We start from the raw sequence: 19,176 nt of genomic DNA on the forward strand, positions 1-19,176 counted from the left end.
ACTACTGAGCCGTATAGCCGCCGTCGACCACGAGGCCCGAGCCGGTCATGAAGCCGGCGTCGTCGGACGCGAGGAACACGATGCCCTTGGCGATGTCCTCGGCGACGCCCAGCCGCCCGATCGGATGCATGGTCAGCGAGGTCTTGCGCGTCGCCTCGGTGTCGTTGCTGCCGAGCGCCCGGGCCCTCATCGTGAAGGTCTGCTGGCCCATGTCGGTGTCGATGACGCCGGGATGGATCGAATTCACGCGGATGCGGTAGCCCTTGCGGCCGAACTCCAGCGCCGTCGACTTGGTGAACAGCGTGACTCCGCCCTTGGTCAGCGAATAGAGCGGATCGAGCTGCGAGCCGACCAGGCCCGCCACCGATGCGAGATTGACGATCGCCGAACCGTGCGCACTTTTCGCGCCGCTGGTCTTGAGGTGTGGCAGCGCGATGCGTGTGCCCAGCACGACGCCCGTCAGATTGACGGCAACGAGTTTGTGCCACTCCTCCATCGAGGCGTCCTCGACGCCCTTGCCGACGAAGATGCCGGCATTGTTCACCAGGATGTCGATGCCGCCGAACTTCCTGACTGTGGCCTCGATGGCCGCGGCCCAGCTCGCCTCCTGCGTCACGTCGAGGGGCACGAACAGCGCCTGACCGCCCGCCGCCTCGATCTCCTTCACCGTCTGCCGGCCCCGTTCCTCGAGCACGTCGCCGATAGCCACTCTGGCGCCGACGCTCGCCATCAGCTTCGCGGCCTCGCCGCCGATGCCGCGCGCGGCGCCGGACAGGAACGCCACCTTGCCATCGAGCCTGTTCATTCGTTTCCTCCTCGCGGGTCGCGTGTTGCGCCCGTGCTGTTTGCGGCTATGCTGCCTCCCAGAACAAGGAAAGAAAATAGGGAGGGCCGCCAGGCATGCGCCAGGGACGGCTTGTCGCGACGGGTGCGATGCTGGCCTTTTGCCTGTTTGCACTCTGGCAATCATTGTTGCTGTCGCTGACCGACCGCCTGGGCCCCGGCCCGGGCTTCTTTCCGTTCTGGCTGGCGCTGATCGGTATCGTCCTGTCGCTCGCCCTGTTCGTGTCGATCTGGCGGGAATCGCCCCCGGCCGCCGACGGCCCGGCCGAAGAGGCCCGCATCCTGCCGCACGGCTGGGGCGCAATCCGGTGCTTCGCCATCATCGGCCTGCTGGCGGCGGTCACGGTCGCCATGGAATTCGTGGGCTTTCGCATTGCCATGCTGGTTTTCAACGCGGCGCTGGTGATCGCGCTGGGCGAGCGCCGCTGGTGGCTCATCGCCCTCTTCGCGACACTTGGCAGCTTCGGTGTCTACTACGTCTTCACGACGTGGCTGGACGTCCTCCTGCCGACCGGCCAGTTCGGGATCTAGCGCATGGAAGCCCTCGGTCATCTGCTTCAGGGATTCGCGGCGGCGCTGACGCCCGGCTATCTCCTCTACGCCTTCACGGGCTGCATGCTGGGCACACTGATCGGCGTGCTACCCGGGCTGGGACCGGCGGCTGGAACGGCGATCCTGATCCCGCTCACATTCAGCCTCGACGCCACCGGCGCCATCATCATGCTGTGCGCCATCTACTACGGCGCGATGTACGGCGGCACCATCACCTCGGTTCTGATCAACGTGCCGGGCGAAGCCGCCTCTGTCGTGACCTGCATCGACGGGCATCAGATGGCCAAGCAGGGCCGTGCGGGGTCGGCGCTGGGCATCGCCGCCATCGGCTCGTTCGTCGGCGGCACGCTGGCTACCGTGGCGCTGGTCGCGGTCGCCATGCCGCTCGCCTCGCTGGCCCTGAAGTTCGGGCCGGCGGAATTCTTCGCCCTTATGGTGGCCGGCCTCTGTCTCGTGGTCGGCCTCGCGGGCAACAACATGCTCGCGGCCCTGCTCATGACGGTGATCGGGCTCCTGTTCGCGATGATCGGCGTCGATCCGGTACGCGGCGCGCCACGCTTCACCTTCGGCGTCGAGGAACTCTACGACGGGATCGGCTTCGTGCCCGTGGTCATGGGGCTGTTCGGCGTCGCCGAGCTGCTTCTGGCCGCCGAGAAGCGCCAGACCCACATGGTCGAGGCGGAGCTCAAGAGCTGGATGCCGACCCGCCAGGAGTGCCGGCAGTCCGTGGGTGCGATCAGCCGCGGCACGGTCGTGGGGTTCGTCCTGGGGCTGATTCCCGGCGTCGGCGCCATCGTGCCGACCTTCATGGCCTACGTCCTAGAGAAGCGTGTTTCGAAGACGCCCGAGCGCTTCGGCAAGGGGGCGATCGAGGGCGTGGCCTCGGCCGAGACGGCCAACAACGCCTACGCCAATGCCTCGATGGTGCCGCTTCTGGCGCTGGGCATTCCCAGCTCGCCGACCATCGCGGTGCTGATGGGCGCCTTCATCGTGAACGGCATCACCCCGGGCCCATTCCTGTTCAAGGAACAGCCGGCGCTGGTGTGGACGGTGATCGCCAGCTTCTTCGTCGGCAATGCGCTGCTGCTGATCCTCAATCTTCCGCTGGTCGGCCTGTGGGCCAAGCTGCTGAAGATTCCGTTCAGCTACATGTGCGCAGGCGTGCTGATCTTCTGCGTGATCGGCGCCTACGGCCTGAAGCAGAGCCTGTTCGACGTCTGGGTCATGCTGGGCTTCGGCATCCTGGGTTATCTGCTGCGCAAGCTCGACTTTCCAATCGCGCCCGCGATCCTGGCGCTGATCCTGGGTCCGATGATGGAAAAGTCGCTGCGAACGACGCTCGAGATCTCGGGCGGCAGCTTTGGCATCTTCCTCGATCGCCCGGTCGCCCTCGCCCTGCTCACCATTCCGGTGATCGTGATCGCCTTTCTGATCTTCAAGCCGCGCTCGCTGGCGCCCCTCAGGGAGAGCGATATCGAGTAGCGCGCGTTCCAGTCGTCAAACAAAGGGAGGAATGAGAATGCTCATGCGTCGCCGCACCCTGCTCGCCGCCACGGCGGCGGCCACCGTCGCCAGCCCGGCGATGGCCCAGAACTATCCGCGCCGCGCGGTTCAGCTCGTCGTGGCCTTTCCCGCAGGCGGCAGCACAGACGTCGGTGCCCGCATCCTCGCCGCAGCCGCTGAGAAGGACCTCGGCCAGACGATCACCGTCGTCAACAAGGCCGGCGCCGGCGGCCAGATCGGCTTCACCGAGGTCGCCCGGGCCCGTCCCGACGGCTACACACTGGGTTTCCTCAACCTGCCGGCGGTCAACACCATCATCCTCGATCCGGAGCGCAAGGCGGCGTTCAACGTCGACAGCTTCATTCCCATCGTGAACCAGGTGCTCGATCCCGGCCTGATCTGGGTGAAGGGCGACAGCCCCTACAAGACCCTGGCCGACCTCGTCGATGCGGCGAAGAAGGCGCCCGGCAAGATCAGCGCCTGCACCACCGGCATCCTGAGCGACGACCATCTCGCCATCCTGATGGTCCAGGAAGTCGCGAAGTGCGAGTTCCGAATCGTTCACTTCGACGGCGGGGCGCAGCAGATCACCGGCGTGCTCGGCGGGCATGTCGACTGCGCCTTCGACAATGTCGGCGGCGTCTTCAAGCGCGTGCAGTCGGGCGAGGTGCGCGGCCTCGCCGTGACCGACGTCGAGCGATCCAAGTTCTTGCCCCAGGTGCCCTGCACCAAGGAACTGGGCATGCCCACGGTGATCTCCTCCTCGACGCGTGGGGTGGGTGCCCCCAAGGGAACGCCGGCCGACGTCGTGAAGGTGGTCGAGACGGCCTTCCTGAAGGCGATCCAGTCGCCGGAGATGCTGCAGAAGATGGACGCGGTCGGGCTTGCGTTGAAGCCGATGGTGGGTGCGGAGTACGCGAAGTACTACGCCGACACGCAGGCGCAGGCGAAGAAGTACACGGAGTGGGCGCTTAAGCAGCGCTAGTGCTGCTTAAGTGCAGCGGGCGGCAGGGCTAGGGCTTTCGCAGAAAGCCCTAGTGGGCGGCAGCGCCTTCTGAGGCGCGAGAGCCCACACCGCGCAGAATGGATATGGATCAAGATCCTTGTCTATTCTGCACCGCGCGAGCTCCCGCGCTTGATTACAAGCGCTGCCGCTCGCCCCGTTCAGCAAGCCGACGCACTATGAGCGCGTCAGCTTGTTGAACGGGATATCCTTATCAACACGAATGTCGGCCGGCAGTCCCAGCACGCGCTCGGCCACGATGTTGCGCAGAATCTCGTCGGTGCCGCCGGCGATCCGGAAACCCGCGCCGCCGATCCATTGCGCCTGGAAGCCGGCCGCGAAGGGCACGTCTTCCTTCATGATGCCGGCATGGCCCATCAGCTCCATGGCGAAGGCGCCCATGTCCTGCATCTTGGGCGCCGCCACGATCTTGATGATCGAGGATTCCGGTCCCGGCGTCTGGCCCTTCGACAGCGCCGTGAGCGTGCGGTAGCGCGTCAGCTTCAGGCCCTGCTGCTGGACGTACCAGTCGGCGATCTTCGAGCGGACCTGCTGGTTGCGGATCGCCGCGCCGTCTTCCAGCTCGGTCTCGCGCGCCAGTTCCATCAGCTCGTCGATGTCGAGGCCGCCCGAAGGCAGGCCGACGGCGAGGCGCTCGTTCATCAGGGTGGTAAGCGCGGCCTTCCAGCCCTCGCCGACCTTGCCGAGCCGCTGGCTGTCGGGGATGCGCACGTTGGTGAAGAACACCTCGTTGAAGTTGGCACCGCCCGACATCTGCTTGATCGGACGGACCTCGACGCCGGGGCTCTTCATGTCCAGGAAGAACATGGTGAGGCCGGCATGCTTCGGCACGTTCGGATCGGTGCGGGTGATGACGATGCCGAAGTCGCAATAGTGCGCGCCGGACGTCCAGACCTTCTGGCCGTTGATGATCCAGTCGTCACCGTCGCGTTCGGCCTTGGTGCGGATGCCGGCCACATCGGAGCCGGCCGCCGGCTCGGAGAAGAGCTGGCACCAGATTTCCTGACCATGCAGCGCCGGCTTCACGTAGCGCTTGAGCTGTTCGGGCGTGGCATAGGCCATCATGGTAGGGATGCACATGCCCAGCCCGATGTCGAAGAAACCCAGCGGCACCAGGTAGTTCGACTCTTCCTGCTGGTAGATCACCTGCAGGATCGGCGAGCCGCCACGGCCGCCGAATTCCTTCGGCCAGGTGATGCGGGCGTAGCCGGCCTTGGCCTTCTTGTCCTGCCACTCCTTGGCCTTCTGCAGCAGCCCGGGATCGTCGTTGCGCGCCCGGTTGCTCTGCGTGTCGTCGCTCTTGCGGGTGGCGTTGGCGTCGAGCCAGGCGCGCACTTCCTTGCGGAAGGCGGCTTCTTCGGGAGTATCGTTGAAATCCATCGTTCCCTCCTCAGGCCGCGTTCTTCTGTTCGAGGCGCGTGACCAGCTTGTCCTTCCACGCCATCGGGCCGCCGAGCGACAGCGCGAGCAGACGCGACCGGCGATAGTGGAATTGCGTGTCGGCCTCCCAGGTGAAGCCGATGCCACCATGCGTCTGGATGTTCTCCTTGGCCGCGAAGTCGTAGGCGTCGGTCGCCGCGATGCGTGCCGCCGCGGCGGCCAGCGGCAGGTCGGCGCCGCCTTCGGTCAGCATCATCGCGCCGTAATAGGCGTTCGAGCGCGCGAGCTCGAGCTTCACGTAGCAGTCGGCCAGCTTGTGCTTGATCGCCTGATACGAGCCGATGGCACGGCCGAAGGCGTTGCGCTGCAACGCATAGTCCCGCGCCATCCACATCGCCGACTCGGCGCCGCCCACCTGGGCGAAGGCGAAGTAGACCGCCGCCGCATCGTAGAGCCGTTCGAGCAGGCTCCAGCCTTCGCCCTCGGCGCCCAGCAGCTCCGCCGCTGCATCGTCGAACGCGAGTTCGGCATGCTTGCGCGCCGGATCGATCGTCTCGATGCGCTTCTTCGCGACGGCCTTCTGCGTAAGGTCGACGATGACGAGCGACACCGCGCGCTCGCCCGAACCGCCGGTATTGGCGAGCACGATGGCGAAGGTCGCGGCCTCGCCGTCGGTCACCGGCAGCTTCTTGCCGTTGAGGCGGCCGCCGCCGAACGTGGTGCGGGTGTTGCGCGGCTTCGGGGGCTGCGCGCCCTCGGCGATGGCCACCGTGCCGATCGCCTTGCCCGACGCGAGTTCGGGCAGCCACTTCTTCTTCTGCGCGTCGGAGCCCGCTAGTTTCAGCGCTTCGGTCGCCAGCACGACCGAAGAGTCGAACGGCACCGGCGCGGCAGCGCGGCCGATTTCTTCGGCGACGACGCATACCTCCAGCGGCGACAGGCCCATGCCGCCATAGGTCTCGGGGATGCCGAGGGCCGGCACGCCGAGATCGACGAGGCCTTTCCAGACATCTTCCGCATGGGTTTCGGTGCCGTCGAGCACGCGCCGCACCACTTTGGTGGGGCACTTGTCGGCGAGGAATTTGCGAACCTGCTCCTTGAGCAGCTTCTGGTCGTCGGAGAAATCGAAGTTCATGATGCCCGACCCTAGCAAGCCCGCTCGGCTCGGGGAACGGTTCTAGGTTTCGACAGGCGGGTTGTGCGCTGTGATATTGTGAGCGACATGAAAACCGATCAGATCAAAGACTGGCACGCCCACGTCTACTTCGACGCGGCCTCGCGCGACGCGGCGTGGGCGCTGCGCGAGCGCATTGAGAAGAGCTTTGCCATCGAGATGGGCCGCTTCCACGAGAAGCCGGTCGGCCCGCATCCGCGCTTTAGCTACCAGGTCGCGCTGAAGAACGAACAGTTCGAGCCGCTGCTGTCGTGGCTGACCCTGAACCGCGGCGATCTAACGGTGTTCATCCATCCCAACACCGGGCACGATCTCGAAGATCATCGCGATCGCGCGATCTGGATGGGCCAGCAGGTGCCGCTGGTCCTCGACATCTTCACCAGGAAGGATTGACCCGATGGACTCCCTGCTCCCGCTTGCCCAGCGCGTCGGCGAAAAACTCAAGGCCCGCAAGGAAACCGTCGGCATTTCCGAATCGTCCGCGGGTGGCCTGATCTCCGCGGCGCTGCTCGCCGTTCCGGGGGCCTCGGCCTATTTCATGGGCGGCGCCGTGGTCTACACGCGCCCCGCCGGCGACGCTTTCCTCGCGGTGCCGCGCGAGAAGCGCGCCGGCGTCCGCTCCTCCTCCGAGCCCTGGGCGCTGCTGGCGGCCGAGCATGTCCGCGGCCGGCTGAAGACGACCTGGGGCCTCGCCGAGACCGGCGCCTCAGGTCCGACCGGCAATTCCTACGGCGATCCCGCGGGACACACGTGCGTGGCGATCGTCGGTCCCCACGGCAGCGTCGCGCGCACCCTGCGCACCGGCTCCAACGACCGCGTCGCCAACATGCGCGCCTTCGCCGCCGAAGCGCTCAAGCTCCTGGACGAACAGCTTTCCTGATCAGCCGATCGGGCGCTTCAGCGCCGCGATCGCGACCAACACCCAGCCCGCGATGAAGGCGAGACCGCCGATCGGCGCCACGGCGCCGAACCATCGCGGGCCGCCGAACGACAGGGAATAGAGCGCGCCGGGGAACAGGACGCTGCCCGCGAGGAACAGCCACAGCGCAAGCAGGGCGAGGCGCGCGTTGAGCAGGCCAGCACCCGCCAGGGCGCAGACGCCGAGCATCGCGAGCGCATGAACCATCTGATAGTGGCTGCCGGTCTGCAGCCAGTCCTTCGCCTTGAGCCCGGCTTCCGTGCGCAGGTCGAGTCCGTGCGCGGCGAAGGCGCCGACGATGACCGAGATCGCGCCGCTCGCGGCGGCAACGACGATCCAGATCCTCGCGGCTTCACCCATGGCTATTGCAGCGGCCGGGTCGGGCGCCCGCCGGCGGTCATGCCGCCGTCGATCACCAGTTCCTGGCCGGTGATGTAGTTGCCCGCGTCGGTGCAGAGAAACAGCACGCCATTGGCGATGTCCTGCGCCTCGCCGACGCGTGGCAGCGGCACCGTGGCCGCAGCGCGTTCGCGCGGATCGATCGGGGCGTTGCGGCGATTGCCCTCGGCGCCGGTCGGGATCTTTTCCCAGATCGGCGTGGCGATGATGCCGGGATGCACCGAGTTGCAGCGGATGTTGTCGGCCGCGTGCTCGAGCGCCACCGACTTGGCGAGCAGGCGCACGCCGCCCTTGGTCGCCGAATAGGCCGCAAGGCCCGGCGCACCGCGCAGGCCCGCCACCGACGACATCAGCACGATCGATCCGCCGCCCGCGCGCTTCATCGCCGGGATCGAATGCTTGATCGAGAGGAACACGCCGTCGAGGTTGATAGCCTGCTGACGCTGCCAGTCGGCGAGCGTCATGGTCGCGATCGGCGACATGATGCCGATGCCGGCATTGGCCACCATGATGTCGAGCCGGCCGTAGCGCTTCTCGGCCTCGGCGACGATGCCGGGCCAGACCGCCTCGTCGCGCACGTCGTGGCGCATGTAGTGCGCCTTGCCGCCCGCCTTGGTGATGCGGTCGACCACACCCTTGCCCAGCGTGTCGTCGATGTCGGTGATGAGAACCGACGCGCCTTCGCGCGCCAGCGTTTCCGCACAGGCCTCGCCGATGCCCGAGGCACCCCCGGTGACGATGGCGACCTTACCCGAGACCTGAGCCATGAAGCGTTCCTTGATGCCAAAAACGTCACTGTGGCCTTCCCCTCCGCCCTTCCGGCAGCTCCCCCGTCAGACGGGGGAGGCAAGGAGGGGAAAGCCGAGGACGTGGTGCTAGCGGTTCTTCCAGTTGCCGGGGCGCTTCTCGGCGTAGGACTTGACGCCCTCCTTGAAGTCCTCGGTCTTGCGGGTCCACTCCTGCTCGGTCAGTTCGCGCTCGGTGGCCGCTTCCGCCGCATCGGCGAAGCCACGGCGCATCGTCTCACGGGTCGACATCAACGCAAGCGGAGCCGACTCGGCGATTTCCTGAGCCAGCTTGAGCGCCTCCTTGCGCACGTCGGCGAGCGGCGCCAGCGCATCGGCCAGCCCCCACTGCACCGCCTCCTCGCCGCCAATGCGACGACCCGTATAGAACATCAGGTTGGCCTTCTGCTGGCCGATCAGGCGCGGCAGCGTGAACGTGAGCGAGAAACCAGGATGGAAGCCCAGCCGCGTGAAGTTCGCGGCGAAGCGCGCTTCGGGAGCGGCCACACGGAAATCGGTGGCCAGCGCGAGACCGAGGCCACCGCCGATCGCCGGTCCCTGGATGGCACCGACGCTGGGCTTCTTCGCCCGGAAGATGCGGGTCGCTTCCTTGTAGAGATGCTTGCCGGTCTCATTTGCGCCGGTCTGCGGACGGTTGGCGAAATCGGCGCCGGCGCAGAACGACTTGCCCTGCGCGCACAGCACGTAGGCGCGGATCTTGTCGTCGCGGTCGAACGCCTCGAAGGCATCGGCGATCTGGTTGATCAGCGAGTTGTCGAAGAAATTGTGCGGCGGCCGCTGAATCTCCACGATTCCGACCGCGCCTTCGGTGCTGATGCCGAGATCCTTGAAGGTGGCGCTCATCTGTTTTCTCCCGCGTTGAAAATCCGGTTAACTTGGGCCGGATACTGCCCCGGCAAGGGGCACGCGTCGATACGGGAGGACAAGGAATGCCGCAAAGCGAACGACACGCCCTGGTGCTGGGCGGAGGCACGATGGGCGTGGGGATCATCGCCATGTTCCTGGGAGGCGGCTGGAAGGTGGACGTCGTGTCTCGCTCCGCCTCGACCCGGGATGGCCTGCCCGCGGCAACGGCCCGGGCACTCAAGGCGATGGGCAAGTCCGAAGACGTATCGGGTCTGGCGACCTACGCGACTCTCGAAGAGGCGCCCTGGCCGAAGATCGACATCGCCGTCGAAACCGTGACCGAGGACCTGGCGCTCAAGCAGAGGATCTTTGCCGACATGGAGCGGCTTTCCCGCCCCGGCGTGCCGCTGACGTCGAACTCCTCGAGCTTCCCGATCAGCGAGATCGGCAAGGGACTGAAGACCCAGGACCGGATGATGGGCCTGCACTTCTTCATGCCGGCGCACCTGATCCCCCTGGTTGAGGTCGTGCGCTCCGTCCACACCGACATCGCGTTGGCCGAGAAGGTCGGCACGATCATGAGGGATCTGGGCAAGCGGCCTGTCCAGGTGAAGAAGGACGTGATCGGCTTCCTGGGCAACCGCATCCAGGGCGCGCTGATGCGTGAGGCGCTGTGGCTGATCGAGGAAGGCGTGGCCTCGCCCGAGGACATCGACGCCACTGTCCGCCTCTCCTTCGGCTTCCGCTACGCCGCGGCCGGGCCGATCACCCAGAAGGAGCATTCAGGCTGGGATACGACCTGTGCCGTGGCCAAGATCATCTGGCCCGACCTCTCCAACGCGGATGGCCCGCCCCCGGTCCTGCAGCGCAACGTCGACCGGGGCCGCATCGGCTTCAAGACCAAGGGCGGCTTCTTCGACTGGGACGATGCCTCGATAGCGAAAGAGCGCGCCCGATATGAGCGCGCTCTTTCTAAATGTCTGGAAATCTTCCGCGAGGAAGGAATTCTCTAGCTAGGCTGCACGGCCCCGGCCGCGGCCACCACCGCCGCCGCCTCCACCGCCGAAGCGGCGCCCCTTCCACTGGGGACGCGGACCCTGCGGACGATCGCCGGCCGGGCGATCGCCGTGCGGGCGATCACCGTGCGGGCGGGGCGCATACTGGCCGCCACCATTGTGGTTCGGACGATCGCCGAACGACCGCGGGCGGTCACCCTGCGGACGATCACCGTGCGGACGATCACCTTGGGGACGATCCGCCTGCGCGCGATCGAAGCGGTCGCCCTGCGGACGATCACCATAGGGACGATCGCCATGAGGACGGTCACCACGGGGGCGGTCGCCGAACGGGCGATCACCCTGCGGGCGCGGACCACGCGGACGGTCGCCATAGGGACGGTCGGCCTGAGGCCGCTCACCGTGCGGACGGTCACCCTGCGGGGCATCCCGGAAGTCGCCGCCGCGGAACTGGCTGTCGGCATGCGCCGGCGGACGGTCGCCGCGCGAACGATCGTGATTGGCACGGTCGCCGAACGAGCGATGACCGCCGGGACGGCCACCGCCGCCAGGACGACCACCGCCACCCGGACGGCCGGCGCCACGCGGGCCACCACGGCCCTCGCGGGGACGCTCGTCGCGCTCGCGATCGTCGTCTTCGGTGCGGGCACGCGGCGGCGGAGCCGGCGGCATGTCCTCGTTGGCCGGCATCGGAACGACCGGAATACGCTGGTTGGTCAGCCGCTCGATGCCCTTGAGCTGGCCGCGCTCGCTGCCGTCGCAGAACGAGATCGCGATGCCCGAGGCTCCGGCGCGCGCGGTGCGGCCGATACGATGGACATAGCTCTCGGCATCGGCCGGCAGCTCGAAGTTGATGACGTGGGTCACGCCCTGCACGTCGATGCCGCGCGAGGCGAGATCGGTCGCGACCAGGACGCGGGCCTTGCCACGGGCGAAGTTGTCGAGCGCCTTCTGGCGGGCGTTCTGCGACTTGTTGCCGTGGATCGCCTCGGAGCGCACGCCGCGGTCTTCCAGCGCTTCGGCGACGCGATTGGCGCCGCGCTTGGTGCGCGTGAAGATGATGACCCGCTCGAGGCTCTCGTCGGTGAGGAGATGGTTGAGCAGGGTGCGCTTGAGGCCGGCGTTCACGAAATAGACGCGCTGATCGATCTTCTCGACGGTGCGGCCCTGCGGCGCGATTTCGACCTTCTCGGGGTTCTTGAGAATTTCCGAGGAAAGCTTGGCGATGTCGTTGGGCATCGTCGCGGAGAACAGCAGGGTCTGCCGGTTCTTCGAAACCGACGCGGCGATGCGGCGGACGTCACGGATGAAGCCCATGTCGAACATGCGATCGGCTTCGTCGAGGACGAAGAAGCTGACCTGTCCGAGCTTCACGTTGCCGCGCTCGACCAGGTCGAGCAGGCGGCCGGGCGTGGCGATCAGGATGTCGACGCCGCGCGCCAGCGTCTCGATCTGGCGGCCGTAGCCCAGGCCGCCGACGACGGTGCAGAGGCGCAGGCCAAGGCCGCGACCGTAGGTGTCGAAGCTGCGGGCGATCTGGACCGCGAGTTCGCGGGTCGGCGCCAGCACGAGGGCGCGCGGGCTCTTGGGCTGGGCGCGTTCCTTGGACTCGGACAGAAGCTGCAGCACGGGCAGCGCGAACGCCGCCGTCTTGCCGGTACCGGTCTGGGCAATGCCCAGCACGTCCCGTCCCTGCAGCAGGGCGGGAATGGTGCGCGCCTGGATGGGCGTCGGCACCGTGTAGTTCGCCGCGTTCAACGCACGCAGCAGCGGCTCGGCCAGACCGAGATCCGCAAACGTAACTTCACTCACTGAAAATCCTTACTTGCCGCCCGGCATGCCATCCCGGGCACGCGCATCTGTGGCGGCGTTAGGCCCGTTCCCGCGCGCGGCTGGGACGGCTCTTGTCTTGGGGGATTGTCTCGGGATGAGGCGCCGTCACAAGTAAATGGGGCGCGTCGCGCGATCGCGAGAAATCTTTGTGGGCCCGCGAATCTGCGGGTTGGCGCGTATATGATGCTGCAGCGCAGCGAAGTCAAGCCGATTACTGGCCTTCAATCGATCTGCTGCTTAAAGTGCCGGCAAAACAAGTACTTACGGGAGTGAAACTTGCGCCGTCGACACCTCATAAGTTGGACTGCCGCGACGCTAGCGGCTCCGGCGATCGTGACCAGCGCCTTGGCTCAGGGCTTTCCCAACAAGCCCGTCCGCATCGTCATTCCGTTCGCGCCCGGCGGCACGTCGGACATCCTGGCGCGCCTGATGCAGCCGCACCTGCAGGCGGCACTCGGCCAGTCGGTCGTCGTCGAGAACCGCACCGGCGCCAACGGCAACATCGCCGTCGACATGATCGCGAAGTCCGCACCCGACGGCTACACGTTGGTCCTCACCGACCTCGGCAACCTCACCATCTCGCCGTCGGTGATGAAGCTGCCGTTCGATGTCATCCGGGACTTCAGCGCGGTTACGGTGCTGGCCTACACGCCACACCTGCTCGCCGCGGCACCGGATCGCCCCTACACGACGGCGGCCGAACTGATTGCCTTCGCCAAGGCCAATCCCGACAAGCTGAACTACGCGACCGCCGGCCTCGGAAGCGCACCGCACCTGGCCGGCGCCCTGTTCGCGCATTCGCTCGGTCTGAAGATCACCTTCATCCCCATGAAGGGCGGCGCCGAGGCGATACAGCAGGTCGCCGGCGGCCACGCCGATGCCCTGTTCAACGGCATGATCGCCACGCTGCCGCACGTGAAGAGCGGCAAGCTGCGCGGGCTGGCCGTCTCGAGCGCCACGCGCAACGAGCTGGTGCCCGATCTTCCGACCGTGATCGAGGCCGCCGGGATCAAGGACTTCGTCACCGGCAGCTGGCAGGGCTTCCTGGCGGCCAAGGGCACACCGCCGGAGATCCTCGAGCGGCTCTATGTCGAGATCGAAAAGACGACAAAGATCCCCGAAGTCGCCGCGCGCCTGAAGGAGCTGGGCGCCGAGCCTGTCCTCTACAAGCCCGCGCAGAGCGATACATGGCGCGGCCGCGAGGTCGAAAACTGGGCCAAGGTGGTGAAGGATACCGGCATCAAGCTCGAATAGCTGCGGGAGACAGCAATGGAATTCGGCATCCTCTTCACGTCCCACGCCAATCCGAAGGAAGAGCCCTATCCGCACCGCGCGGTGCACGCGCGCACCACGGACGAGATCGTGGAAGCCGAGCGGCTGGGCTACGACACGGCCTGGATCGCCGAGCATCATTTCTCGACGAGCTACGGCATCATGCCGGACTGCTTCGCCTACATGGCCTATCTCGCCGCCAAGACCAGCCGCATCAAGCTCGCCTCGGGCGTGATCACCCTGCCGCTCTACGATCCGATCCGCGTCGTCGAGAACGCCAACTTCGTCGACATCCTGTCGAACGGCCGGGTCATGCTGGGCATCGGCTCGGGTTATCGACCCTATGAGTTCACAGGGCTCGGCAAGGATTTCGAGGGCCGCCGGGACATGGTGGAAGAGGCGGTCGGCCTCATGTTCGACGCCTTCCATCGGCATCGCTACGACCACAAGGGCAGATATTTCAGCGGCACCGTCGCGGAGCCGTACGAGCTGCTGCCGCAGCCCGTGCAGATGCCTCATCCGCCGCTCTACATGGCGGGCGGCACCGACCGCTCGATCGGCTACTGCGGCAGGAACGGGTTCGGCCTGATGCTGTCGACCCTCCCGGGCATCGAGACGCTGGCGGCCCAGACTTCGCTCTACAAGCGAGAACTGGCAAAGGCTTCGGCCGAGCGCGCGAAGAACCCCGCGGCCGGCCAGATCGACATCGCGCGCTGGGTCTACATTGCCGACACCGATGCGCAGGCGCGGGCCGAGACCGAGGAGGCGATCGTCCGCCACATCGCGCATTTCGGCGGCACCGGCACGGCAGGCTATCTCGGCTCCGTCTCGGAGAAGGGCAGCCAGCTCAGCTACGACGAGCTGCTCAACACCACGCTGCTGCACGGATCGGCGGAGACGGTGATCGCACGCCTGCGCGAGATGCAGGCGCGCACCGGGATGACCTCGCTGCTGCTGCATTATCCTCCCTACTACGGGCGCGAGAAGACGATGAAGAGCCTGAGGCTCTTCGCCGAACGCGTGATCCCGGCCTTCCGGCCTCCGGCGCATCGCGTCGCCGCCGCGGAATGACGCCGCCCGCGGCCGTTGCGGGCCGCAACAACACATCGCGCGGCGCGATCTTCACCATGCTCGCCATGCTGGGATTCGCCAGCATGGACACCATCACCAAGTGGATGGTGGCCGACTATCCGATCGGCCAGATGATGTGGGTGCGCTACGGGATCTTCTGCCTGTTCGCCTGGTTCGTCGTACGCCACCGCGGCCTGCGCGCGGCCTTGCGCTCGAACCGGCCCGGGCTGCAGCTCGGCCGGGCGTTGCTGGCGGTGGTCGAAAGCGCGGTATTCGTGCTCGCCTTCCGTTACCTGCCGCTGGCCGACACACACGCCGTCGCCGCCACCTCGCCGCTGATCGTGATCGCGCTCGGCGTGCTGTTCCTCGGCGAGAAGGCCGGGCCGGCGCGCTGGGCCGCCGTCGCCGCGGGTTTCGTCGGCGTGCTGCTGATCGTACGACCGGGATTCCGCGAACTCGACTGGCCGCTTCTGATCCCCGTGGTCGGTGCGGTCCTGTGGGGAGGCTACCAGATCCTCATTCGCCTCTGCTCGCGCACCGACACGCCCGAAACGACGCTCGTCTGGTCGGCCTTCGTGGCCTTTGGCGCGACCACCCTCGTCGGGCCGCTGCAATGGCGATGGCCGGACGCCACGGGATGGGCTCTTCTGGTCGCCATCGCCTTGCTGGGTGCGCTTGCGCACTATGCGCTGATCAAGGCGCTCGACTATGCCGAGGCGGGCGCGGTGCAGCCCTACAGCTACACGCTGCTGGTGTTCGTCACGATCCTCGGCATCATCGTGTTCGGCGACATTCCCGACCACTGGACGCTCGCTGGCGCGGCGGTGATCGTGGCGTCAGGCCTCTATACATGGCACCACGAGCGGCAGGCGGGCCGATAGAACGTCATTGGAACCATCACTAGTTCCTCACGCAGGACAGATCGCCTTCCTGGCAGTCGAGCTGGGTCTCGAGATCCTTCACGCGCACGAGAGTCAGGCGGGCCTGGCAGGAGGCGACGATCATCCCGTGGATCGAGCCGCCAGTGGTCGGCGCGCCGATGAAGTCGCACTCCTTGTCGCGGAACCGGATCCACGCCTCCTCCGCGGCCTGCAGCCGCGCACGGCTCTCGGGCCCGAGGCGCGCCCGCAGCTTCGTATAGGCGGCGTTCAACTGCCTGTCGGCGTCCTGAAGGGTCGTGCCGACCTCCCGGTTGAGTTCCATCTGGCTCTGGGCATGAACGGGCGGCGCCAACGCCTGCAGCGCCACGACGGACGCGAGGAGCGCAGCGACCCGGCCGATCATCGCGGCCAGGCCCGGAGCGACACCAGCCCGCCGTCGATCGGGAGCAGAATTCCGGTCACCCAGCGCGATTCGTCCGAGGCGAGATAGACGGCGCCGTGCGCGATGTCCCAGGCGGTCCCCTCGACCTGCATCGGCACCATCTTCTTGCGCCGTTCGCGTGCCTCGGCGCCGAGATGCGCCACCATCGGCGTGTGCACCGAACCCACGATGATGCAGTTTGCGCGGATGTTCTGCGTCGCATAGTCGGCCGCGACGGACATGGTGAAACCATGCAGACCCGCCTTGGCGGTGGCGTAGGCCACGGCACCCGCGCTGCCCATCAGCCCCACGGCGCCGGCGATCGACGAGACCATGATGATCGAGCCGCCACCGCCCTCCTTCATGCGCGGCAGGCACGACTTGGTGCAGAGCATCGTCGTCGTGAGATTGGCTTCGAGAACCTTGTTCCAGGTCTCGAGCGTCACCGTCTCGGGCGTTCCTGGCCCGCCGATGCCGACATTGTTGTGCAGGATGTCGAGCCGGCCATACTTCTTCATGGTGAAGTCGGCCATCGCCTCGGCTTCGTCGATCTTGGCCACGTCGGCCGCGAAGACCGATGCCTCTCCGCCCTCGTCCTTGATCTGCCTGGCCAGCGCCTCGGCCCGTTCGGCACCGCGATTCACGAGGACGACCTTTGCGCCCTCCTTCGCGAACAGCAGCGCCGTCGCCATGCCGTTGCCGACGCCCTCGCCGCGCGGCGCCGCGCCCGTCACCACCGCCACCTTGCCCTGCAGCCGTCCGGCCATGTCTACTCTCCGCCCAGATGATTTCAGGCGCGGACCTTAGCCGGGAGAAGAACGGAATGACCAGCAGGACAGACATGTTCGAAGGCGGGTGCACCTGCCGGCACGTGCGCTATCGCCTCACATCGAAGCCGCTGTTCGTCCATTGCTGCCACTGCCGCTGGTGCCAGCGGGATACAGGTACGGCCTTCGCAATGAACGCGATGATCGAGGCGGACAGGGTCGAGCGACTGGGCGGCGAGGTCGAGGTGATCGACACGCCGACGCTCAGTGGCAATGGTCAGAGGATCGCGCGTTGCCCGAGATGCCGCATCGCGCTGTGGAGCAACTATTCCGGCGCCGGACCGACCATCCATTTCGTACGGGTCGGCACGCTCGACGAGCCCGATCGGCTGCCGCCCGACGTCCATATCTTCACGATGAGCAAGCAACCCTGGGTCGCCCTGCCAACCGGGGTTCCTGCGGTCGCTGAGTATTACGACCGCAACGAACTATGGCCGAGCGAGAGCCTCGACCGTTTCGCCGCACACAAGGCGAAGAACGCGTCCTGAACTAGGACCAATAGCCCGCCAGTTTCGTCGCCAGCCATTTCGCCAGGGCGGCGTTGACGGCGACGGGCTGTTCCTGCGCCATCCAGTGGCCGGATTGCACGATCCCTTCGGTGAGGTCAGCGCAGTGGCGGCGCATCGGCTCCGCGAGCTTCGAGGTCATCGTCTCGCAGGTCGTGTCGTAGGCGCCATGCAGGAAGAGGACCGGCATCGCGAGCCTGCCATCGTTCTTCGCCCGCTTCGAATAGGCGGCGTTGGCCTTGTGGTTCATGTACCAGGAGTCGGGACCGAAGAAGCCGTTCCGGGTCAGGGCCGCGGCATAGGCCTCCACGTCCGCCTCTGTCAGCACATCGGGATCGCGCGGCAGGTCGGGGCAGGCGCCGCCGCCGAACCAGCCTCCGGCCATGCGAACCATCGATGTCGGCGCCGGCTTGCCGACGCGCGACGGATCGCCCTTGCGGAACAACGCCTTCACCACGTTGCGCGGGTTGGCGTCGAAGCTCGCGCAGGCCTTGTCGAAGCTCTCCTCGTAGAAGAACTGGTAGTCCCACTGCCCCGCCGGGAACTTCGCTTCCGGATAGATCGAGCGATCGACCAGCGGCACGACCGTCTCGAGCGTGAAGCCAGTCGGGAGATAGGGCACGCAGAGGCTCGCCACGCCCACCACCTTCTCGGGATGGTGCGCCGCCATGTTCCAGACGACCGGGCTGCCCCAGTCGTGACCGACCCAGACCGCCCTGTCCCTGCCGAGCGCCGCCAGCAGTTCGACCATGTCGGCCACGATCTCCTCCTGCGCGAAATCCTCGTGACGCGCGTAGGTGCTGGAGCGGCCGTAGCCGCGCATGTCGGGGGCGATGCAGCGGAAGCCCAGCGCCGCGAAGGCCGGAAGCTGGTGCCGCCACGAGAGCGACAGCTCGGGCCAGCCGTGCACGAAGACGATCAAAGGGGCGTCTTTCGCTCCGCAGGCGAGATAGCCCGTCGTGTGGCGGGCGGTCTTGACGGTGTGTTCGGTGACCGGGAATGTCATGGCAAGGAGAAGGTCACATGGAAATCGATACCGGCACAACAGAACTCTTGTGCAGCGTCCGCGACGGCGTCGCGCTGATCACGCTGAACCGCCCCGAGGCGCGCAACGCGATGTCGCCCGACCTCACCGAGGCGCTGCGCAACCAGATCAAGGCCCGCGGCGACGACGATGCCGTGGGCGCCCTTCTGATCACCGGCGCCGGCACCGCCTTCTGCAGCGGCGGCGACGTGAAGGGCATGGGCGGCCGCGGCCCGCGCGGCCAGATGAGCTACGAGGAGCGGCTGGCCGACCTGCGCTGGCGGCAGACGCATCTCACCGGCGCGCTGGTCGCGGTGCGCAAGCCGACCATTGCGGCGCTGCCCGGCGCCGCGGCCGGCGCGGGCCTCGCGATCGCGCTTGCCTGCGACATCCGCATCGCGGCGAAATCGGCCTTCTGCACCACCGGCTACGCCAAGATCGGCCTTTCGGGAGACTACGGAATCTCCTGGCTGCTGACGCGCACCATCGGCCCGATGCGGGCGCGCGAGCTGATGTTCACCTCCGAGAAGGTCGGCGCCGAGCGCTGCGAGCAGATCGGCCTCGTCAACCGCGTGGTCGACGACGCCAAGCTGCAGGAGGAGGCCTTCGCCTTCGCCAAGTCGCTGGCCGAAGGACCTCGCGTCGCGCTGCGCCACATGAAGGACAATCTCGACGAAGCGCTGCACATCGACTACTCGCTGGCGCACCATCGCGAGGCCGAGCGCCTGGTCCAGTCGTCGCGCACCGAGGATCACAAGGAAGCGGTGGCGTCCTTCGTCGAGAAGCGCAAGCCGGTGTTCAAGGGGCGGTAAGACCGCTCACTCCAGCTTCAAGAAACAACCACCCTGAGGAGCGCTCCGCAGGAGCGCGTCTCGAAGG

Annotated in this window: 21 protein-coding genes; 11 read left to right on the forward strand and 10 right to left on the reverse strand. The window is 66.9% G+C overall.

What is annotated here, in order from left to right:
• Window position 1: 1 nt before the first annotated feature.
• Window positions 2-805 (reverse strand): SDR family NAD(P)-dependent oxidoreductase, encoded by an 804-nt coding sequence (locus LJ725_RS27590; protein ID WP_230554181.1) that lies wholly within the window; start codon window positions 803-805, stop codon window positions 2-4.
• 95 nt (window positions 806-900) lie between these two features.
• Between LJ725_RS27590 and LJ725_RS27595 the strand changes: the two genes are divergently transcribed.
• The 3 genes from LJ725_RS27595 to LJ725_RS27605 are packed head-to-tail and all read left to right on the forward strand — an operon-like array spanning window position 901 to window position 3,883.
• Window positions 901-1,374, forward strand: coding sequence for a tripartite tricarboxylate transporter TctB family protein (locus LJ725_RS27595; protein ID WP_230554182.1), 474 nt, complete (start codon window positions 901-903; stop codon window positions 1,372-1,374).
• 3 nt (window positions 1,375-1,377) lie between these two features.
• Window positions 1,378-2,877, forward strand: a complete 1,500-nt coding sequence (locus tag LJ725_RS27600; RefSeq protein WP_230554183.1) for a tripartite tricarboxylate transporter permease — start codon at window positions 1,378-1,380, stop codon at window positions 2,875-2,877.
• A gap of 37 nt (window positions 2,878-2,914) precedes the next feature.
• The gene (locus tag LJ725_RS27605) at window positions 2,915-3,883 is read left to right on the forward strand and encodes a tripartite tricarboxylate transporter substrate binding protein (protein WP_230554184.1); all 969 of its coding nucleotides are present in this window, start codon (window positions 2,915-2,917) and stop codon (window positions 3,881-3,883) included.
• A 195-nt stretch (window positions 3,884-4,078) separates the two neighbouring features.
• Here LJ725_RS27605 and LJ725_RS27610 read toward each other — a convergent pair whose 3' ends face one another.
• Window positions 4,079-5,302, reverse strand: coding sequence for an acyl-CoA dehydrogenase family protein (locus LJ725_RS27610; RefSeq protein ID WP_230554185.1), 1,224 nt, complete (start codon window positions 5,300-5,302; stop codon window positions 4,079-4,081).
• A gap of 10 nt (window positions 5,303-5,312) precedes the next feature.
• Window positions 5,313-6,437: an acyl-CoA dehydrogenase family protein gene (locus LJ725_RS27615; protein ID WP_230554186.1), complete on the reverse strand. Its 1,125-nt coding sequence runs from the start codon at window positions 6,435-6,437 to the stop codon at window positions 5,313-5,315.
• An 87-nt stretch (window positions 6,438-6,524) separates the two neighbouring features.
• Here LJ725_RS27615 and LJ725_RS27620 point away from each other — a divergent pair, with 87 nt between their 5' ends.
• Both LJ725_RS27620 and LJ725_RS27625 read left to right on the forward strand, forming a co-directional pair.
• Window positions 6,525-6,869, forward strand: a complete 345-nt coding sequence (locus tag LJ725_RS27620; protein ID WP_230554187.1) for a DOPA 4,5-dioxygenase family protein — start codon at window positions 6,525-6,527, stop codon at window positions 6,867-6,869.
• Between the two features lie 4 nt (window positions 6,870-6,873).
• Window positions 6,874-7,356: a CinA family protein gene (locus tag LJ725_RS27625; protein WP_230554188.1), complete on the forward strand. Its 483-nt coding sequence runs from the start codon at window positions 6,874-6,876 to the stop codon at window positions 7,354-7,356.
• Here the strand turns inward: LJ725_RS27625 and LJ725_RS27630 are convergent, their stop codons facing one another.
• The 3 genes from LJ725_RS27630 to LJ725_RS27640 all read right to left on the reverse strand — a co-directional run bounded on the left by LJ725_RS27630 (window position 7,357) and on the right by LJ725_RS27640 (window position 9,443).
• Entirely contained in the window at window positions 7,357-7,755 is a 399-nt protein-coding gene (locus tag LJ725_RS27630; RefSeq protein WP_230554189.1) for a DUF423 domain-containing protein, read from the reverse strand.
• A gap of 2 nt (window positions 7,756-7,757) precedes the next feature.
• Entirely contained in the window at window positions 7,758-8,561 is an 804-nt protein-coding gene (locus LJ725_RS27635; RefSeq protein WP_230554190.1) for an SDR family NAD(P)-dependent oxidoreductase, read from the reverse strand.
• A gap of 108 nt (window positions 8,562-8,669) precedes the next feature.
• On the reverse strand, window positions 8,670-9,443 hold the full coding sequence (locus LJ725_RS27640; RefSeq protein WP_230554191.1) for an enoyl-CoA hydratase/isomerase family protein: 774 nt from the start codon (window positions 9,441-9,443) through the stop codon (window positions 8,670-8,672).
• Window positions 9,444-9,529: 86 nt separating this feature from the next.
• On the opposite strand from LJ725_RS27640, the gene LJ725_RS27645 reads away from it, so the two are divergent.
• Window positions 9,530-10,459 carry a 3-hydroxyacyl-CoA dehydrogenase family protein gene (locus LJ725_RS27645; RefSeq protein WP_230554192.1) on the forward strand — a complete coding sequence of 310 codons (930 nt, stop codon included), beginning with the start codon at window positions 9,530-9,532 and terminating at the stop codon, window positions 10,457-10,459.
• Here the strand turns inward: LJ725_RS27645 and LJ725_RS27650 are convergent, their stop codons facing one another.
• Window positions 10,460-12,274 (reverse strand): DEAD/DEAH box helicase, encoded by a 1,815-nt coding sequence (locus tag LJ725_RS27650; RefSeq protein ID WP_230554193.1) that lies wholly within the window; start codon window positions 12,272-12,274, stop codon window positions 10,460-10,462.
• 354 nt (window positions 12,275-12,628) lie between these two features.
• On the opposite strand from LJ725_RS27650, the gene LJ725_RS27655 reads away from it, so the two are divergent.
• From LJ725_RS27655 to LJ725_RS27665, 3 genes are read left to right on the forward strand one after another with little or no spacing between them, the layout of a single operon-like run.
• Complete coding sequence (locus LJ725_RS27655) at window positions 12,629-13,549, forward strand: Bug family tripartite tricarboxylate transporter substrate binding protein (RefSeq protein WP_230554194.1); 921 nt, start codon at window positions 12,629-12,631, stop codon at window positions 13,547-13,549.
• Between the two features lie 15 nt (window positions 13,550-13,564).
• The gene (locus LJ725_RS27660) at window positions 13,565-14,638 is read left to right on the forward strand and encodes an LLM class flavin-dependent oxidoreductase (protein ID WP_230554195.1); all 1,074 of its coding nucleotides are present in this window, start codon (window positions 13,565-13,567) and stop codon (window positions 14,636-14,638) included.
• A complete protein-coding gene (locus LJ725_RS27665) occupies window positions 14,635-15,519 on the forward strand; it encodes a DMT family transporter (RefSeq protein ID WP_230554196.1) in 885 nt (294 codons plus the stop codon). Before LJ725_RS27660 ends, LJ725_RS27665 begins: the two co-directional genes overlap by 4 nt.
• A 19-nt stretch (window positions 15,520-15,538) precedes the next feature.
• Here the strand turns inward: LJ725_RS27665 and LJ725_RS27670 are convergent, their stop codons facing one another.
• Window positions 15,539-15,922 (reverse strand): lysozyme inhibitor LprI family protein, encoded by a 384-nt coding sequence (locus LJ725_RS27670; protein ID WP_230554197.1) that lies wholly within the window; start codon window positions 15,920-15,922, stop codon window positions 15,539-15,541.
• Window positions 15,919-16,707, reverse strand: coding sequence for an SDR family NAD(P)-dependent oxidoreductase (locus tag LJ725_RS27675; protein WP_230554198.1), 789 nt, complete (start codon window positions 16,705-16,707; stop codon window positions 15,919-15,921). Before LJ725_RS27675 ends, LJ725_RS27670 begins: the two co-directional genes overlap by 4 nt.
• 56 nt (window positions 16,708-16,763) lie before the next feature.
• Here LJ725_RS27675 and LJ725_RS27680 point away from each other — a divergent pair, with 56 nt between their 5' ends.
• On the forward strand, window positions 16,764-17,255 hold the full coding sequence (locus tag LJ725_RS27680; RefSeq protein WP_230554199.1) for a GFA family protein: 492 nt from the start codon (window positions 16,764-16,766) through the stop codon (window positions 17,253-17,255).
• A gap of 1 nt (window position 17,256) precedes the next feature.
• Here LJ725_RS27680 and LJ725_RS27685 read toward each other — a convergent pair whose 3' ends face one another.
• Window positions 17,257-18,279, reverse strand: a complete 1,023-nt coding sequence (locus LJ725_RS27685) for an alpha/beta fold hydrolase (protein ID WP_230554200.1) — start codon at window positions 18,277-18,279, stop codon at window positions 17,257-17,259.
• Window positions 18,280-18,296: 17 nt separating this feature from the next.
• Between LJ725_RS27685 and LJ725_RS27690 the strand changes: the two genes are divergently transcribed.
• Complete coding sequence (locus tag LJ725_RS27690) at window positions 18,297-19,109, forward strand: enoyl-CoA hydratase-related protein (RefSeq protein WP_230554201.1); 813 nt, start codon at window positions 18,297-18,299, stop codon at window positions 19,107-19,109.
• Window positions 19,110-19,176: the final 67 nt, after the last annotated feature.

It is taken from the genome of Reyranella aquatilis, assembly GCF_020880995.1.
GTDB lineage: Bacteria > Pseudomonadota > Alphaproteobacteria > Reyranellales > Reyranellaceae > Reyranella > Reyranella aquatilis.